This window comes from Halorubrum pallidum (assembly GCF_055380345.1).
The window spans coordinates 1,717,585-1,733,721 of sequence record NZ_AP043945.1 but is presented as its reverse complement, the minus strand read 5'-3'; the positions used below and the strand labels follow the sequence as shown (position 1 = coordinate 1,733,721).

At 67.0% G+C, this 16,137-nt stretch carries 14 protein-coding genes and 1 tRNA gene; 5 read left to right on the top strand and 10 right to left on the bottom strand.

Going from position 1 to position 16,137, the window contains the following annotated elements; translation table 11 throughout:
- The first annotated feature begins 59 nt into the window (after positions 1-59).
- On the top strand, positions 60-4,739 hold the full coding sequence (gene gltB / locus ACZ45C_RS10430; protein ID WP_460559026.1) for a glutamate synthase large subunit: 4,680 nt from the start codon (positions 60-62) through the stop codon (positions 4,737-4,739).
- 12 nt (positions 4,740-4,751) lie between these two features.
- Here the strand turns inward: gltB and ACZ45C_RS10425 are convergent, their stop codons facing one another.
- From ACZ45C_RS10425 to ACZ45C_RS10410, 4 genes are read right to left on the bottom strand one after another with little or no spacing between them, the layout of a single operon-like run.
- A complete protein-coding gene (locus tag ACZ45C_RS10425) occupies positions 4,752-5,612 on the bottom strand; it encodes an ABC transporter ATP-binding protein (protein ID WP_460559024.1) in 861 nt (286 codons plus the stop codon).
- Positions 5,613-5,614: 2 nt separating this feature from the next.
- Positions 5,615-6,835 carry a FecCD family ABC transporter permease gene (locus ACZ45C_RS10420; RefSeq protein WP_460559022.1) on the bottom strand — a complete coding sequence of 407 codons (1,221 nt, stop codon included), beginning with the start codon at positions 6,833-6,835 and terminating at the stop codon, positions 5,615-5,617.
- Positions 6,828-8,096, bottom strand: coding sequence for an ABC transporter substrate-binding protein (locus ACZ45C_RS10415; RefSeq protein ID WP_460559020.1), 1,269 nt, complete (start codon positions 8,094-8,096; stop codon positions 6,828-6,830). Before ACZ45C_RS10415 ends, ACZ45C_RS10420 begins: the two co-directional genes overlap by 8 nt.
- On the bottom strand, positions 8,093-9,238 hold the full coding sequence (locus ACZ45C_RS10410) for an ABC transporter substrate-binding protein (protein WP_460559018.1): 1,146 nt from the start codon (positions 9,236-9,238) through the stop codon (positions 8,093-8,095). The genes ACZ45C_RS10415 and ACZ45C_RS10410 overlap by 4 nt, the downstream gene beginning before the upstream one ends.
- Before the next feature lie 126 nt (positions 9,239-9,364).
- Between ACZ45C_RS10410 and ACZ45C_RS10405 the strand changes: the two genes are divergently transcribed.
- Together ACZ45C_RS10405 and ACZ45C_RS10400 are read left to right on the top strand one after the other, a co-directional pair.
- Positions 9,365-9,874: an SRPBCC family protein gene (locus tag ACZ45C_RS10405; protein ID WP_460559016.1), complete on the top strand. Its 510-nt coding sequence runs from the start codon at positions 9,365-9,367 to the stop codon at positions 9,872-9,874.
- Positions 9,875-9,977: 103 nt separating this feature from the next.
- A tRNA-Ala gene (locus ACZ45C_RS10400) sits at positions 9,978-10,049 on the top strand.
- Positions 10,050-10,263: 214 nt separating this feature from the next.
- Here the strand turns inward: ACZ45C_RS10400 and ACZ45C_RS10395 are convergent.
- The 3 genes from ACZ45C_RS10395 to ACZ45C_RS10385 are packed head-to-tail and all read right to left on the bottom strand — an operon-like array spanning position 10,264 to position 11,219.
- On the bottom strand, positions 10,264-10,509 hold the full coding sequence (locus tag ACZ45C_RS10395) for a hypothetical protein (RefSeq protein ID WP_460559014.1): 246 nt from the start codon (positions 10,507-10,509) through the stop codon (positions 10,264-10,266).
- A gap of 24 nt (positions 10,510-10,533) precedes the next feature.
- Complete coding sequence (locus tag ACZ45C_RS10390) at positions 10,534-10,800, bottom strand: type II toxin-antitoxin system HicB family antitoxin (RefSeq protein ID WP_460559012.1); 267 nt, start codon at positions 10,798-10,800, stop codon at positions 10,534-10,536.
- Positions 10,801-10,856: 56 nt separating this feature from the next.
- The gene (locus ACZ45C_RS10385) at positions 10,857-11,219 is read right to left on the bottom strand and encodes a DUF5518 domain-containing protein (protein WP_460559010.1); all 363 of its coding nucleotides are present in this window, start codon (positions 11,217-11,219) and stop codon (positions 10,857-10,859) included.
- Positions 11,220-11,659: 440 nt separating this feature from the next.
- Between ACZ45C_RS10385 and ACZ45C_RS10380 the strand changes: the two genes are divergently transcribed.
- Positions 11,660-11,956, top strand: a complete 297-nt coding sequence (locus ACZ45C_RS10380; protein WP_460559008.1) for a hypothetical protein — start codon at positions 11,660-11,662, stop codon at positions 11,954-11,956.
- 373 nt (positions 11,957-12,329) lie between these two features.
- Here the strand turns inward: ACZ45C_RS10380 and ACZ45C_RS10375 are convergent, their stop codons facing one another.
- From ACZ45C_RS10375 to ACZ45C_RS10365, 3 genes are all read right to left on the bottom strand, one after another.
- On the bottom strand, positions 12,330-13,397 hold the full coding sequence (locus ACZ45C_RS10375) for a type II glyceraldehyde-3-phosphate dehydrogenase (RefSeq protein WP_460559004.1): 1,068 nt from the start codon (positions 13,395-13,397) through the stop codon (positions 12,330-12,332).
- Positions 13,398-13,537: 140 nt separating this feature from the next.
- On the bottom strand, positions 13,538-15,130 hold the full coding sequence (locus ACZ45C_RS10370; RefSeq protein WP_460559002.1) for a tryptophan--tRNA ligase: 1,593 nt from the start codon (positions 15,128-15,130) through the stop codon (positions 13,538-13,540).
- A 71-nt stretch (positions 15,131-15,201) separates the two neighbouring features.
- Entirely contained in the window at positions 15,202-15,498 is a 297-nt protein-coding gene (locus ACZ45C_RS10365; protein WP_460559000.1) for a hypothetical protein, read from the bottom strand.
- Positions 15,499-15,924: 426 nt separating this feature from the next.
- Here ACZ45C_RS10365 and ACZ45C_RS10360 point away from each other — a divergent pair, with 426 nt between their 5' ends.
- Positions 15,925-16,110 carry a hypothetical protein gene (locus ACZ45C_RS10360; protein ID WP_460558998.1) on the top strand — a complete coding sequence of 62 codons (186 nt, stop codon included), beginning with the start codon at positions 15,925-15,927 and terminating at the stop codon, positions 16,108-16,110.
- The last annotated feature ends 27 nt before the right edge of the window (positions 16,111-16,137 follow it).

Below are 16,137 nucleotides of genomic sequence, written 5' to 3'. Positions count from 1 at the left end.
CAATGATTCCTACACCTATCAGGGTCATATCTTTAACCGACACTCTGTGAGTAGAGGACATGACCGAGCCACGTAGTAATACCCGGGGGGTGTCCGATGCGGATCCCGCGGGCCACACTGGGGGACTCGCGGCAGTATCGGACAACCGATCGAACTGCGGTATCGGCGGTATCGTCGACTTGGAGGGAACGCCGAATCACGAAACCGTCACCGACGCGATCGAGCTGTTGGAGAATCTCGAACACCGGGGAACGACCGGTGCAGAGAAGAACACGGGTGACGGTGCCGGTATCATGGTCGCGCGTCCGGACGCGTTCTTCCGTGAGGTGGTCGACGCGAACCTCCCCGAAGAGTACGCAGTCGGATCGGTGTTCATGCCGACCGAACCGAGCGTGCAGGCCGAAATCCACGACATCATCGCGGAGGTGTTCTCCGTCTACGGGCTGGAGGTGCTCGCGTGGCGCTCCGTTCCGACCGACAACGCGGACCTCGGCGAGACCGCGCTCGACTCGGAACCGGAGGTCGCACAGCTGTTCGCCGCTCCGGTCGAAGGCGCGGGTCTCGCGGAACGGTTCACGGACGAAACGGATCGAGACGAGGATGTCGACCCCGAGATACTCGGCTTCGACCGCGCGCTGTATGCCGCCCGCCGCGAGATCGAGAACGCCGTCTCCGACGTCGACGGTGCCGGACGCTTCTACGTCTGCTCGCTCGACCGCCAACGCGTCGTGTACAAGGGGCTGTTGAAGGGATCTCAACTCGCCGGCTACTACCCCGACCTCACGGACGAGCGCTTCGCGAGTCACGTGGCGCTGGTCCACGCGCGGTTCTCGACGAACACGCTCGGCGCGTGGCACCTCGCGCACCCGTACCGAAACATCGTCCACAATGGGGAGTTCAACACGATCCGCGGGAACGTCAACTGGATGCGCGCCCGCGAGAACGACTTGGATCACCCGGCGTTCGGGGCGGAACTCGACACGATCAAGCCGGTGATCGACGATCCCAATCAGTCCGACACCGCGAGCGTCGACAACGCGGTCGAACTGCTCTTGCAGGCCGGCCGCGACCTGCCGCACACCCTCCGGATGCTCATTCCCGAGGCGTTCCGCGACGACGACCTGATGGACGCAGCTCGTACGGAATTCTACGACTATCACGCCTCGCTCGTCGAGCCGTGGGACGGTCCCGCCCTGGTCATCGGGTTCGACGGAGACCGCGTCGCCGGCGTCCTCGACCGGAACGGGCTCCGCCCCTGCCGGTACGAGGTCACCGAGGACGACAGGCTGATCGTCGGCAGCGAGGTCGGAGCGCTCCCCACCGACCCCTCGGAGGTGACCCGTCGCGGGCGGCTCCAACCCGGCGAGATCTTCGTCGCCGACCCGGAAGAAGGACGGATCGTCCCGGACGACGAGGTGTTCGACGAACTCACGGACGAGAAGTACGGCGAGTGGGTCGACGAGCGACAGGTCGACCTCGACGCCGTGGCCGCCTCCGTCGACACCGACGGCGACGGCCGCGGAGCGACTCATTCCGACGATAGCACCGACGACGCCGGTGTGAAACCCACCGTTCGCGCTCATCAGGCGGCGTTCGGCTACACGACAGACTCGCTGAACCACCTGGTCGAGCCCATGGCGGAGAAGGGGAAGGATCCGGTCGGATCGATGGGAGACGACACGCCGCTTTCGGTGCTCACGGACGTCGACCGTCCGCTTTTCACCTACTTCAAACAGCTGTTCGCGCAGGTGTCGAACCCGCCGATCGACTACATTCGCGAGGAACTCGTCACTTCGCTGGAAACTCGGATGGGCAACCAGCGGAACCTGCTCGACGAGACGCCCGATCACGCCCAACAGATCGTCTCCGACTCGCCGATACTCACCGACGCCGAGACGGCCGCACTGAAGAACCTCTCCGGTGAACCTCTCGACGACGACGGCGACGGTCCCGCGTTCACGTCGACGGTCGTCGACACAACTTACGGCCGCGACGGCTCGCTCGTCGACGCCGTGACTCGTATTCGGGAGGACGCCGCCGCGGCGATTCGCTCGGGCGCGGACGTCGTCGTCCTCTCTGACCGCGCCGTCGGACCGGACCGGCTCGCGGTGCCGAGTCTGCTGGCGACCGGCGCGGTGCACCACCATCTGGTCCGGAACGGCCTCCGAAACCGGGCGGCGGTCGTCGTCGAGTCCGGCGAACCGCACGAGGTCCATCACATCGCGACGCTCGTCGGCTACGGCGCGGACGCGATCGACCCGTACCTCGCGTACGAGTCCATCGCCGACGTCGTCGCCGGGCCGGACGGTGCCGACGAGGAGGAATCGCTCGCGGCCTATCGCGGCGCGTTAGAGGACGGCCTCTTGAAGACGATGGCGAAGATGGGCATCTCGACGATGGAGTCGTATCAGGGCGCCCAGATATTCGAGGCGGTCGGACTTGACTCGGCGTTCATCGCCGAGTACTTCGAGGGGACCGAGATCCGCACCGAAGGGATCGGAATCGAGCAGATCGAAGACGACCTCCGGACTCGCCACGCGATGGCGTTCGGTGCCGATCCGGAACTGGAGACCATCGGCGAGTACGAACACCGCTCGTCGGGCGTGAAACACGGCTGGAACCCGCAGACGGTCGGCACGCTCCAGCAGGCGGTCCGCGGGGGCGACTACGAGCAGTACCGGGAGTTCGCGGAGCTGGTGAACGATCAGAGCGAGAAGCTGCAGTCGCTCCGCGGGCTCCTCGAGTTCGAGTCAGACCGCGATCCGGTTCCAGTCGAGGAGGTCGAGCCGGTCGAGTCGATCGTCGAGCGCTTCTCGACGGCCGCGATGAGTCTCGGGAGCATCTCGCCGGAGGCGCACGAGAACAACGCCATGGCGATGAACCGTCTCGGCGCGAAATCGAACACCGGCGAAGGCGGCGAACCGCCTGAGCGCTTCGACACTGAAAAGGAGTGTAACGTCAAGCAGGTCGCCTCCGGCCGCTTCGGCGTCACCTCCGAGTACCTCGCGAGCGCCGACGAGTTGCAGATCAAGATGGCCCAGGGGTCGAAGCCGGGCGAGGGGGGGCACCTCCCGGGTGAGAAGGTCAACGAGATGATCGCGCACGTCCGGTGTTCCACGCCGGGCGTCGGGCTCATCTCGCCACCCCCGCAACACGATATCTACTCGATCGAGGACCTCAAACAGCTCATCTTCGACCTGAAGGCCGCGAACCCAGAGGCCGACGTCAACGTGAAGCTCGTCTCCGAGGCCGGAATCGGCACCATCGCTGCCGGCGTCGCGAAGGCGAACGCCGACGTGGTCCACATCTCGGGTCACGACGGCGGGACCGGTGCCTCTCCGAAGACGTCGATCAAGAACGCGGGGCTTCCGTGGGAGCTCGGACTCGCCGAGGCGAACCAGATGCTCCGCGCGACCGGCCTCCGCGACCGAATTCGTGTGACGGCCGACGGCGGGCTCAAGACCGGCCGCGACGTCGCCGTCGCGGCCGCGCTCGGTGCCGAAGAGTACGTGTTCGGCACGGCCTCGCTCGTCACCTCCGGCTGCGTGATGGCCCGTCAGTGTCACGAGAACACCTGTCCGGTCGGCGTCGCGACCCAGCGCGAGGATCTCCGAAAGCGGTTCCCCGGCCAGCCGGACCACGTCATCAACTACATGACGTTCATCGCGCAGGAACTCCGCGAGATCATGGCCGAACTCGGATACACCGACGTGGAGGAGTTCATCGGGCGGCCGGATCTGTTGACCCAGCGCGAGACCGACCACGAGAAGGCGAAGCACCTCGATCTCTCTGCGGTCATCGCCGACCCCGCGGGCGACGCGCGGACGAAGACCCGCGAACAGACGGACGCCGAGATCGAGGCGCTGCTCGACTGGGACCTCATCGACGAGGCGGCACCGGCCATCGAGGACGGCGCGCCCGTCGCGCTCACCCGCGACGTCGAGAACGTCGACCGGGCGATCGGGGCGACGCTCTCGAACCGTGTCGTCTCCGCCCACGGCGGCGAGGGGCTCCCGGACGACACGATCTCGTGTCGGTTCGACGGCTACGCGGGACAGAGCTTCGGCGCGTTCCTCGCGCCGGGCATCACGCTGGAACTGACCGGTGCCGCGAACGACTACGTCGGCAAGGGGCTCTCGGGCGGCCGCCTCGTGATCAACACGCCCGAGAAGGCGGGCTACGACCCGACCGAGAACGTCGTCGCCGGGAACGTCTGTCTGTACGGGGCCACCTCCGGCGAGGTGTACGTCAACGGCGTCGCCGGCGAGCGGTTCGGCGTCCGCAACTCAGGCGTCAAAGCCGTCGTCGAAGGCGTCGGCGACCACGGCTGTGAGTACATGACCGGCGGGGTCGTCGCCGTGCTCGGCGACACCGGGCGGAACTTCGCGGCCGGGATGTCCGGCGGCGTCGCCTACGTGTACGACCCCGACGATCGGTTCGCCGACCGCGTGAACAGAGGGATGATCTCGGTCTCGCGGACGCTCGACGAGTCGGACGAACAGATGCTCCGTCGGCTCGTGGAGAATCACCGAGCGTACACCGGAAGCGACCGCGCGGCCGAACTGCTCAACGACTGGAGCGCGGCCCTCGACGACTTCGTCCGTGTCTTCCCGGACGCCTACGCCGACGTCATCGCGGAGGGCAGAGGCGAAGACGTGCGCGAGGAACCACCGGAGCCGGCCGACGCCGTGCCCGGTTCGGCGGCCGACGCGACCGGACAGGCGTCGAGCGACGACTGAGCCGTCGACGGGTCACCGAACCGGATGACGCGGACGCACGAGCGGACCGTCGGGGTCGTCGGCATCGACGCTCGCGACCACGTCGAAGACGTCTGCTAACAGCTCCTCGGTGACCACTTTCGTCGGCGGGCCCCAGTCGTACACCGCGCCATCCTGCATCGCGATGAGGTTGTCCGCGAAGCGGGCGGCCTGTGCGATGTCGTGGAGCACGAGCGCGACGGTCACGTCTGCCTCTTCGTTCAGTTCGCGGATGACTTCCATCACGCGGAGTTGGTGGTGCAAGTCGAGGTACGTCGTCGGCTCGTCCAAGAGGAGTACGTCGGTGTCCTGTGCGAGCGTCATCGCGATCCACGCGAGCTGTTTTTGCCCGCCGGAGAGGTCGCTCACGGGCGCGTCGCGCAGGTGGTCGATCCCCGCGAGACCGATCGCTCGGTCGACCGCCTCGTCGTCCGCCTCGGTCACCGCGTCGAAGAAGCCGCGATGGGGGTACCGCCCGTGGTAGACCAGGTCTTCGACCGTCGCGGAGCCCGGGGCGTCGTTCTCCTGTGAGAGCAGGCCGACCTCGCGGGCGAATTCTTTCGGACCGTGGCTCGCGAGATCCTCGCCATCGAGAAGGACCCGTCCCGCGTCCGGTTCCAACTGCTTCGCCAGCGCCTTCAACAGCGTCGATTTCCCGGAGCCGTTCGGACCGACGAGCGCGGTCACCTCGCCCGCGGGCACGTCGATCCGATCGGTCTCGACGACCGGCTCGTCGGTCGTCGGATAGCCGAGCGAGAGGTCCTCGCCGTGAAGGGCGGCGGCGTCGGTGGCATTGGACTCGTCGACGAGGTCGTCGGTATCGTCGCCAGCGTCGTCGGCGTGTGACTCGGACATACTCACAGGTCCCCCAGCTGGTCCTGTCGGCGCATCAGGTACAGGAAGTACGGGCCGCCGACCAGTCCGGTGACGATACCGACGGGGATCTGGACGGGGTCCATCGCGAGCCGCGCGCCGACGTCGGCACCGACGAGGAGCGCCGGACCGACGAACGCGCAGCCGACTATCAACTGACGGTAGTCCGAGCCGACGAGCGTCCGCACCATGTGCGGGACGATGAGTCCGACGAATCCGACGATGCCCGCGACGGCGATGGCGGCCGCGGCCGCGAGGATGGCGACGCCCGAGAGTGCGAAGCGGACGCGCTCGACCGACATGCCGAGCGACCGCGCGGTGCGCTCGCCGAGCAGGAGCACGTTGAGCTGTCGCGATCCGGCGAGTGCGAAGCCGAGGGCGAGGACGGTCCACGGGAGCGCCAGCCGGACCTGCTCCCAGTCGGTGCCGGTGAGCGATCCGGTCGTCCAGGCGATGGCCGACTGGACGACGCCGAGGTCGTCGGCGAAGAAGAACAGCCCCGTCTGGAGCGACTGGAAGACGGTGCCGACGATCACGCCGGCGAGCACAAGCCGCACGGGCGACGTCCCGCCCTTCCACGCGATGGCGTACACGACCAGGAACGCGACGGTGCCGCCGAGCGCGGCGAATATCGGGAGGAACGCGCTCATGCCCGAGAAAACCACGAGCGTGAGCAGGATGGCGAGCCCCGCCCCCGAAGAGACGCCGAGGATGTACGGGCTCGCGAGTTCGTTGCGCGTCACCGCCTGAAAGATCGCTCCCGAAATCGCGAGGTTGGCTCCCACGAGCACCGCGACGAGCACCCGCGGCAGCCGAACGGTCCAGACGATGAGCGTCGGATGGGCGAGCGCCACGTCGGTCGCCCACCCGAACTGCGCCGCGAGGAGGCCGCCGAGCGTCTCGCCGAGGAAGAATTCCGCGAGCAGTCCGGGGTGCCCCCACACCGCCGGGTCGACGACGGCGCGCCACGCCTCCACGGCGGTCATCGAGTACGTCCCGAAGCTTACCTGGATCAGGCCGCCGATGCCGACGACGGCGAGGCTCGCGACCACGACCGGAACGAGCGTCCCGTCGACCCCCGAAAATAGCGACGCCAGCCGATCACGAGCCGGTCTCGCCCGGGCGGTCTCGACGTGGTCGGTCGCGTCCGAGTCGGCGGGAGATCCGCCCGACCCGCTCGGCGAACCCGAGGGAGACTCAGACATCGCCGCGAATCACCTCGGCGACGCGGTCTCTGTCGAACAGCCGCTCGTCTTCGGGAATCTCCGGGTACGGTCCGCCCGCGTACTCGGACCACTCGCCGAACTGATCGGGGAACAGCTGCTTCGCGGTCATCTCGCTCTGGAACAGGGTGATTATCGGGCCCTGCATCGGGACACCGGAGGCGTAGACCCTCCCTTCGGCGACCGCCGTGATCTCGGACCCGATCGGGTGCTCGGAAAGCGCCTCGCGCGCGTCCGAAACCGAGTAGTGCGAGGCGAGCCCGTACGGGTGCAAGAGCACGTCGGGGTCGAACGTCAACATCGCCTCGTAGTCGTACGTGGTCTCGAAGGTGATCTCCTCGCCGGCGAAGGCGTCTTCGACGCCGAACGGCCGGACGTGAGCGGTCGCGTACCCCGACGCGTTCGCCGCGGTCGGATAGAACGTCCCGTCGATGAAGATGGCCATCGCGACCGTCGGCCGGTCGTCGGCGGGCGGAAGATCGGCTTCGATCGTCGCCAAGAGGTCCTCGTAGACGGCCGCGAGCGCCTCGTACCTCGCGTCGGCGCGGAAGACCGCGGCGACGCGTTCCGCGACCTCCCAGACGGTGTAGTACGCGTACGCATCTTCCCACGCGGCCGGCGGGTCGCCGTGTCTGCGGCTGTAGTTGTTGCCGAACCACGGGCCGACGGCGTCGCCGATCGCCTCCACGTCGTCGCGCGCCCACCCGTCGAAGGAGGTGACGAGCGCCGGGTCGATCAGGTGGAGGTCCGAGTCGAGTTCGTACAACAGCTCGGAGTCGACGTTCACTCCCGCGTTTCCCGAGTTGAGCTGCGCGAGTCCGTCCCAGTCCGGATCGACGCCGTCGAGACGCTCGTAGTAGGCCGACAGCGACTCTCCGCCGACCGCTGCGTCGAACCCGAGGGAGGTGATCGCGTCGGCGTTGCCGTACGCGACCGCGATATCGGCCGAGAGCAGGTCGTAGACCGCGACGCGCTCCGGAACCGACTCGAAGCTCACGTCACCCACCGGTGCGAGCGACGCGGTCCACGCGTCGGCGGTGTCACCTCCCGCGTCGTCGCCGTCACTCGTGCCGCCGTCGGGCGCGTCGACGGCCGAGTCGGACGCGTTCGACGATCCGACCGACGGTTCGTCGCTGGCGTCGCCGGCACAACCGGCAAGCAGTCCGGTCGCGGCGGCCGCACCGGTTCCCGCGACGAGGAGCCGGCGGCGCGTCGGCGTCCGCTCGGACGGGTCGTCGCTCACGACTCCCCCGCGACGATCGCCGCCAGTTCGTCGCGGTCGAACAGTTCGCCGGAGAACGTATCGGGGAATATCTCGGTGGCGGCGCGTTCGAGAGAGAACAGGTGCTGAATGGGGCCCTGGTAGATGGGGCCGCCGCGGAACACCCGATCGTTCTGCACGGCGGTCAGCTCGCTCGCCACCTCGTGATCGCGCATGAACGCGAGGACGGTGTCGGCGAACTCGTCGGCGGTCTTGTCTTCGTGGCCGCGAACGAGTATCACGTCGGGGTCGACCTCCAGCATGGTCTCGTAATCGATCCGCCCGCGGTCGGTCGTGGAGAGCCCGCTGATTCCCGTGTCCGCGAGCGCGTCGGCGATCCCGAGGTCGCGGAACTGCTTTTTGTTCGTACCCCGATCGGAGAGGCGGTACGGAGAGAACCGCTCCGGCTCGTCGCCGTCGCCGAACGTGAGGAGGGCGTTCGGCCGCCGATCGGCCGGCGGGAGATCGGCGTGGATCGCGGCGATCACGTCGTCGTGAAACGCGCGGAACGCCTCGTAGCGCTCGCGTTCTTTGAAGACCTCGGCGACGGTCTCGAAGGCCTCATACAGGGTGTAATAGCGGTAGTCGTGCCACGCGTCGGTCCGACGGAAAACGGTGTTTCCGAGGAACGGAGCCACGTTGGTCGCGACTTCGTCGACGGCGTCTGCTTCCAGCCCGAACGCCGAGTTGTTGATCAGCCACTGCGGGTCCGTGAGATGGACGTCAGCGTCCAGTTCGTAGTAGATCTCGGTGTCGATACCGCCCTCGCCGAGCACTTCGGTGAGTCCCTCTGTATCGACGGAGACGCCGGGGAGTTCGTCGTACGCGTCGACGTGGTAGCGCGGCACGTTACCGACGGCCACGAGCCCGTCTCCGTGGCCGAGCGCGACGCCCATATCGGCGTACCCCGGGAAGTAGGTGAGCCAGCGCTCGGGGACGGCGCGGAACGCGACCTCACCGACGGGCTCCATGGAGACCGTGTGCGTGATCGCAACGGAACCGTCGCCGGTGTCTCCGCTTTCACCAGTTTGGCCGCTACCGGCCGAACAGCCCGCGATCGACGCCGTCAGGGCCCCTGCACTGGTCGTGAGTACACTGCGTCTCGATACGCGATCGTAGATCATATTGTTTTGGCCACCCTAAACGAATAAAGTCCCGTCGATTTTTAGGCCGGCCTAAGTATGGATCGCACGGTGCGGATCCGCGCTCGTGACGGGCGGATTTAACAGCGTGCGCCACCAGTCTGGAGTGTGGACGAACTCGTCGTGCGGACGACCGTGTACGCCGATCCACACGAGGTGTACGAGTTCCTGCTCGATTTTCCGCGGTACGTCCACTACACGGAGTACCTCCGTGACGTGCGGACCACGGCGGGCGACGGAGGTCCGGGAACCCGCTACGCGCTGACGTTCGCGTGGTGGAAGCTCACGTACACCGCCCACTCGGAGGTGACCGATGTCGAACCGCCGGAGCGGATCGATTGGCAGATCACGAAGGACATCGACGCTGGCGGCTGCTGGCGCGTCACGCCGAGCGAGGAATCCTGCGTGGTCGCGCTCGAAGTCGAGTTCGATCCCGACTCGGCCAGCGCCGACGCGCTCGACTTGCCCCGACTCGTCTCGTTCGACTGGGTGCTCAAGAAAGCGATCCCGCTCATCCGCACTGAGGCCGAGCGCGTCGTCCAGCGCGCCGTTCGGGATCTGGAGGGTTCGACCCGTGACGTGGACCTCGAGGTGTACGTGGACTCCGAACGGATCTGATCCGGGCGGCTGGAGAGTTTCGACCCTGAATGGAACGGTCTGCGCGTCATCACCGAGTCGAAGGCCTTAATATATTCACCGGGGAACGAACGAGTGCGTACGAGGGCTCGTAGATCAGTGGTAGATCATCCCCCTGGCACGGGGAAGGCCCGGGGTTCAAATCCCCGCGAGTCCACTCACTTCGTTCGTTCCCTCGCGTGGTCCCGTTCGCTCCGCTCACGGGACCCCCGCGAGTCCATTCCGATTCCTCCGCCGTACCGATTGTTCCTAAACGCGTAGTAGACTCCCTCTACCGCGTAGTAACAGCAAAAACCCGATCCGGGACCCTCCCCCCAGAGAATGGATTTGCTTCGGGGTCCGAAGGCGGGTCGCCGCAGTCGTACGATTCTCTAAGGTGAGAGCCGATGACCGCGTCCGAGGATGCGGTTCTCGACCCGGTCTGCTGCGAGTTTTGTGGACTTCCGATCGACGAGGGAGAGCGCGAGCAGTGTCCCGCACTCGATGACGGGAGGTGTCGGCCGTGATCCGCCTCGACCGCAGCTCCCACACCGAGCGAGAGTGCTGCCGGCGTCAGCGTCGATGCGAACTCCACGCTCCGCGTCGAGATTGAGATGGTGAACGACCTCGACTGGCATATCGACGCGCGGATCGTCGGCGGCTCACGCCGTCTTGTCAGCGCTGTCGAGCCAGGGCACGTCAGGCACGCCAACCTCATCCGACTCATCCGGATCGAGGCCCCACTCCTCCAGGTCCTCGTTGGTGATGATCTTGCCGGCTTCGCCAGTGTGGACAGCGACCGCCTCGTCGAGCATCTCCAGTGCCTCCTCCCGAGTATCGCCGCACGAGACGACGCCGAAATCCTCGTCGATCGCCGACCAACCGCCCTCGTCCTCCTCGATCAGGCGGATCTCGCGGCCAGTGCTCATGGAGGGTAGGAGTAGTCAACCCGGAATAAGCGTTCTGTCGCTCCTCGAACTCGCCGTTAGTCGCCGAGCACGCCGCCTATCGCCCCGGCCAGTGCCGAGTCGACGGCGAGTAGGAGGGTCACGAAGAGCCCCACGACGAGGACGCCGGCTCCGCCGAGCAGGCTCCCGACCGGTCCGCCGACGAGTCCGACGAGCCCGCCGAGCACCGCCAGCGTCAGCGTGACAACGACCCCGCCGACCGAGCCCGCGAGCAGGCCGTGCCACAGGCCGGACCCGAGTCCGCCGCCGGCGACATAGCCGGCCACGAATCCCCCGATCAACCCCGCTCCGACGTGACCGACGATCGGAGCGAACGTCGCGAGCAGCCCGGCGACGATCATCACGACGAACCCGTAGCCGACCGCGCGCCAGTTGGTCATACAGTCACTCCACGGGGCGAGCACAAAAGCCTCTCGCGGTCCGGCGGCCGGCGCGTCAACGCTCTCCGGGCTCACCGCCGACGTCGACAGCGACGCCTCGACGACGGTTTATGACGGTTCGACTCGGAGGGGCGGTATGCACTCCGGACGGAGCACCCCGCCGACGAGCGTGCGAACCGGCTCCGTCCCGACGTCGCGTGACGGGACCACCGAAGCCGAGGCGCGGCCACCGACACGGTCGTGTGGGAACCGGTCAGGCACGACCGGCTCCGTTCTGTTGCCCTCGGAATTGCCGCCGTTATCGCTGCCGTGATCGCCGCCGCGTCCGACGAGGGGGCGGCCGGGCTGCCTCTGACCCTCCTGACTGCATCCGTCAGCCTCCTGTTTCTCGCGCTCGCGGCGCGGCTGTGACTCAAGTACCGCCACCGCGTATCACGAGTATGGACAGACGGAGGCTGGTGAGGGAGCTGGCGGATACGTTCGGTGGAACTCCGGAAGCGAGGCGAACCGTCGCCCGCGCGGCGATCGATCTCGCTGACTCCGAGCAACCCTCCCGTGATCGCGGACACGCACTCACCGCCTCCGAGGTGATCGCGAACCTCGAGGACGCTCCAGACGGGATGTCGCTCGTCGATCGCTGGAACTGGTGGATCGGGGCACTCGACGTCGCGTACGGCGGCTACAGCTACTTTGCGGTCCGCGTCGTCACAGATGACGACGGCGCGTCTCATCGATAGTCGGGACGACCGACTTGCCGGAGTTCCCACCGCCGTGAGACCGCTTCGATGCGACCACTTTCAGTTTCACTCCGCGGATGGCTCGCTTATAGGGGCACTGCGGCCGTCACAAGAGATATGAGCGCGAGCAGCCATCATCGACCGCGGTACGCGACGGCGACGCGAGTGGATGTCACCGATTGTCAAACGGATCGGATCGTCGACCGGCTCCGAGCCAATCGCGTTCGCGGGAGCGAGGTCCACCTTGAGCGGCGCGGCGGGCGAACGTTTCTCGTGACGACGCCGACGGCGTAGATCCGACGGGCGAGACGGCGAGCAGAAACCGACGGCGCTGTGCCGCCGTAGCGACTTCCTTTTGGAACTGGACTCGGATTCAGTCGTCTGCCGTCATCGGTGCCTGAACGGAGCCCCCGTCGGCGAGGAGGCTGTCGAATCCCACACCGAGGACCTCGTTCGTCCGCGCGACGGACTCCGAACGGGACACGTCCGTCGCGATAGTTCGGATCGCGTCGACGTTCTCGGGGACCACGTCGGCCTCCTGATGGACGTTCTGGAACAGATACAGGTCTCGCCCCTCGACGCTCACCGATTTCTCCCAGACGCAGTTCTCCCAGATATCGCCTCGCGGACGCCCCAGATCGGAGGCGTAGTCTTTGAGCGTTCCGGCACCGTCGATCCCGGCTTGCTCGGGTATCTGGAACACACGAGACTGCTCTGAAAGCAGGTCTCGGACGGCCTCGGCCGATGTTTCCGTGTCGAGAGTGACGTTGACGCTGTGGGTGTGCATCGCGGTCATGGGTGCTTTGAGGGCGGCGGTGTCGATGTCGATGTCTGGCAGAATCTCGTTGACGTCCGGCCCGTGGTGTGACGGAATCGTCGTTGGGTCCGGGATCACGTCGTTTATCGGACCGCGGTCGGTCTCGCTCGGGTCACCCCCACGTCGGACGAGCGTGACGCGTGATTTTTCGACACCGAACTCCTCGTCGAGCGGCGCGAGAATGCGTGACAGCCCGGTGGAATTACAGGACACGACGCGAAGAGAGTCGGCACCGACGACCTCGTCGCCGCTCGCGCGGGCGTTGAACGAGGCGTCGGCGATGTCCGCGTCCTCGCCACCCTGGTACACGGCGGGAGTGTCGTGTGCCTCGTAGACGGGCTGGTTCCGCTCTCCGATCCCCGACGGGGCACAGTCGACTATCACGTCGACCGCGTCGAGCAGGTTTGCGAGCGTCCCCGAGACGGTGAGCCCGGCCGCCTCGAACTCGTCGACGCGATCGTCTATCGCGGCGTACAGATCGTACCCCCGTCGGATCGCCGCTTCCGCACCGTAGTCGGGGCTCGTTTTCGTCACGCCGACGAGTTCCATGTCGGGTTGGGCCGCGACCGCGTCTGCGACCCGCTTGCCGATCGTGCCGTACCCGTTGACGCCCACGCGTGTCATACCTCCTATTCGAGCGCGGCCCCGCATAATGTTTTCGAGAACCGCAAATTGAAATTAACTACGCCGTGAGTAATCCGTCAGTTAATTCGACGCCGATCTGCAGCGGACGTAAACAATTCAATTTCGAAATCGAGTATTGTCTAGTGTTCGCCACCGGTTCCGCGCCGGTCCGAGTCGAGGTCGATGTCGAGGTCGTCGAGCAGTGCCTCCGCCTCCGCTCGCTTCTCTTGGTGATCTTCGAGGAACTCGCGCATGAGTTCGGCGGCCTGCTCCTTGCAGCCGCCACAGAGTCGCTCGCCGTTGACGCACTCGGAGTACACCTCCTTCGTCAGCTCGTCGTCGTCGCCTGCGAGGAGGTAGGCGTACAGCTCGTATACGGGGCACTCGTCGGCCTCGCCGCCGAGTTCGCGCTGTTCGGCGGCGGTGTCTCGTCCTCCTGTGGTCGCCGCCCGGACCTTCTCGTAGCCCTCGTCGGGGTCGTCCAGAAGCGAGATATGACTCGCCGGGACCGACGAGGACATCTTCCCGCCGGTGAGCCCGGTCATGAACCGGTGGTAGATGGAGGAGGGCTGCCGGAAGCCGAATCCGCCGTGGTCGATCTCGATCTCGCGCGCCAGCGACTCGGCCTCGCTCCGGGTGAGATCGAACGCGTCGACGTGGCCCTCGAAGACGCGCTTCTCGCCGTCGACGGCCTCGATCAGCGCCTCGAACGCCTCGTCGGTGGCGTTGCGGTCGAAAAAGCGGACGCGGGGACGGAGCGGTTCCTTACCGCCCGCGCGGAGTTTGTCGAGGGTACCGGCTTTCGCGTCGCTGACTGATTCCGGCGGCTCGTACTCCGCGAGCCACGCGGCGGCGTCCTCACAGCGAACGTCGGCCCCGCCGTCGTCTACCTCGGCGTCGCTGCCGTCCGCGAGCGCGTCGTAGGCGGCCCGGACCAGCTGTCGCTCGTCGTCGTCGAGTTCGAAACTCGCGAACGCCTCGGTCACCTTGAAGTAGCGCACGCGAGTCGCCAGGTCGCGAGTGAGCCGGACGTGCGGGTCCTGGTCGGGGCCGACCGGGATCACGGTCGGCTTCGGCTCGTCGACGAGCTGGGGGTAGAGGATGTCGGCGGTCTGCGTGACGACGCTCTGCATGTGCGAGATGTTCGTCTCGCCGTCGAAGCCGTATATCGCCTCGAACTCCGAGAAGTTCGCCTTCGAGCCGAGTTCGAACCCCAGATCTTGGACCGCGCGGTTGTCCGACTGACGGTAGAGTTCTCCGTCCTCGGCGTCGAATCCGAGCGCCAGGAGCGACAACAGGTAGTTGCGGGCGTGCTCGTCGATCTCGTCCCACGACATCCCTCGCGCGGAGTGCGCCTCCAGATCGGCGATCAGTCCGAAGGCGTCCGCGCCCTGCTTTTGATGCCAGATGATCTCATCGAACACGAGCTTGTGGCCGATGTGCGGATCGCCCGTGGGCATGAACCCCGACAGCGCCGCGAACGGCTCGTCGTTCGCCATCGCCTCCGCGACCGCGTCGTACTCGCGGTGTCCGAAGATGACGCCGCGGCGCATCAGGTAGTGCGGGTCGATCACGTCGCCGGCGACGTCGTCGAACGCCTCGATGCCGAACTCCGCGAACAGGTCCGCGTAGTCGCCGACCGACGCCGAGCCCCACGGATCGAGCGCGACGTCCTCGGTCGGCTCGCCGTCCGCGCGCTCGGTTCCGCCGTCACCGCGGGTGTCCTCGTCCATACGTCCCCTCCCGTCGGTCGACGCAAAAACCGTTCGTTTGCGAGAGACCGCTCGACGAGGGGATCGACGGCTCACGAGCGCAGCGCCGTGATCTGCGCGGCGACCCGAGCGGCCGTCACCGCACAGACCGCCCACCATCCGCACGCGAGAACTACCGCAGCGACGATGGACCACTCGCGGGCGACGCCCCAGAACGGGTATAGCGCCGCCGGGTCCACGGCCCCCGAACCGATCTCCGCCACCAAGTCGTCGGTTACCCCCATCGCAGCGGTTCCGGCGATGTCGCCGCGAAGTGCGACGACCGCAAGCGGGACGAGGCCGATGAGCGGCGGGACCGTCCCCCCCAACAGGACGAGCACACACCCCACTGTCCGCCCGAAACGACCGAAGCGTCCGAGCGCACCGCCGGCCGTCCGGTTCCCCGAGCGCGTCCGCCGGGACGGTTTCGGGCGGTGATCGGACGCCTCCGATCGGTTCGATTCACCTCGCCGGTTACCGTCGGCTCCCCCTCGTGACCGTCGCGCCCGCGGGTGGCACCCCCGCCGACTCCGATCGGCCGTCGGCTCCCGACCGGTCGTGCGTTGCTGGCCCACCGCCCGCCGCCGGCCGATCGCCCGTCGTCCGTCGGTGCCCCGTTGCCGTCGCATGGCGACCGTGGCCGCGGCATCGCCCCTAAACGTGCGGACCGGCGAGTCGTGACTTCCCGTTGCAGACGGGCGGTCAGTGACGACCGTCGGCGGCCAGTGAGGCAGTGCGACGCGTGTCCTTTTATAAGATCGTCTCGTACCTCGCGTGTGATCCCTCGGAAGCCGAACTATCGGACGCTCCGACTCCTGTGTGCGAACGGAGCCGGCATGGTCGGATTCCTTCTCGCGTACGTCGTCGGTCGGGACTTCGTGCTCGCGCTCGTCGCGGGTGGCGTCGTCGCCGCAGTCGGATACGCCGCCTCTAGCGTCGTGGTCTCGTACGCCGGCGGGTGATCCGAGCGGGCTCGAGTCCGGACGTAT

Excerpts from the sequence above, each read along its gene's own strand:
- gltB (WP_460559026.1), top strand. The coding sequence starts at position 60 with ATGACCGAGCCACGTAGTAATACCCGGGGGGTGTCCGATGCGGATCCC.
- ACZ45C_RS10425 (WP_460559024.1), bottom strand. The coding sequence starts at position 5,612 with ATGTCCGAGTCACACGCCGACGACGCTGGCGACGATACCGACGACCTC.
- ACZ45C_RS10420 (WP_460559022.1), bottom strand. The coding sequence starts at position 6,835 with ATGTCTGAGTCTCCCTCGGGTTCGCCGAGCGGGTCGGGCGGATCTCCC.
- ACZ45C_RS10410 (WP_460559018.1), bottom strand. The coding sequence starts at position 9,238 with ATGATCTACGATCGCGTATCGAGACGCAGTGTACTCACGACCAGTGCA.
- ACZ45C_RS10395 (WP_460559014.1), bottom strand. The coding sequence starts at position 10,509 with ATGCCAGTCGAGGTCGTTCACCATCTCAATCTCGACGCGGAGCGTGGA.
- ACZ45C_RS10390 (WP_460559012.1), bottom strand. The coding sequence starts at position 10,800 with ATGAGCACTGGCCGCGAGATCCGCCTGATCGAGGAGGACGAGGGCGGT.
- ACZ45C_RS10385 (WP_460559010.1), bottom strand. The coding sequence starts at position 11,219 with ATGACCAACTGGCGCGCGGTCGGCTACGGGTTCGTCGTGATGATCGTC.
- ACZ45C_RS10380 (WP_460559008.1), top strand. The coding sequence starts at position 11,660 with ATGGACAGACGGAGGCTGGTGAGGGAGCTGGCGGATACGTTCGGTGGA.
- ACZ45C_RS10375 (WP_460559004.1), bottom strand. The coding sequence starts at position 13,397 with ATGACACGCGTGGGCGTCAACGGGTACGGCACGATCGGCAAGCGGGTC.
- ACZ45C_RS10370 (WP_460559002.1), bottom strand. The coding sequence starts at position 15,130 with ATGGACGAGGACACCCGCGGTGACGGCGGAACCGAGCGCGCGGACGGC.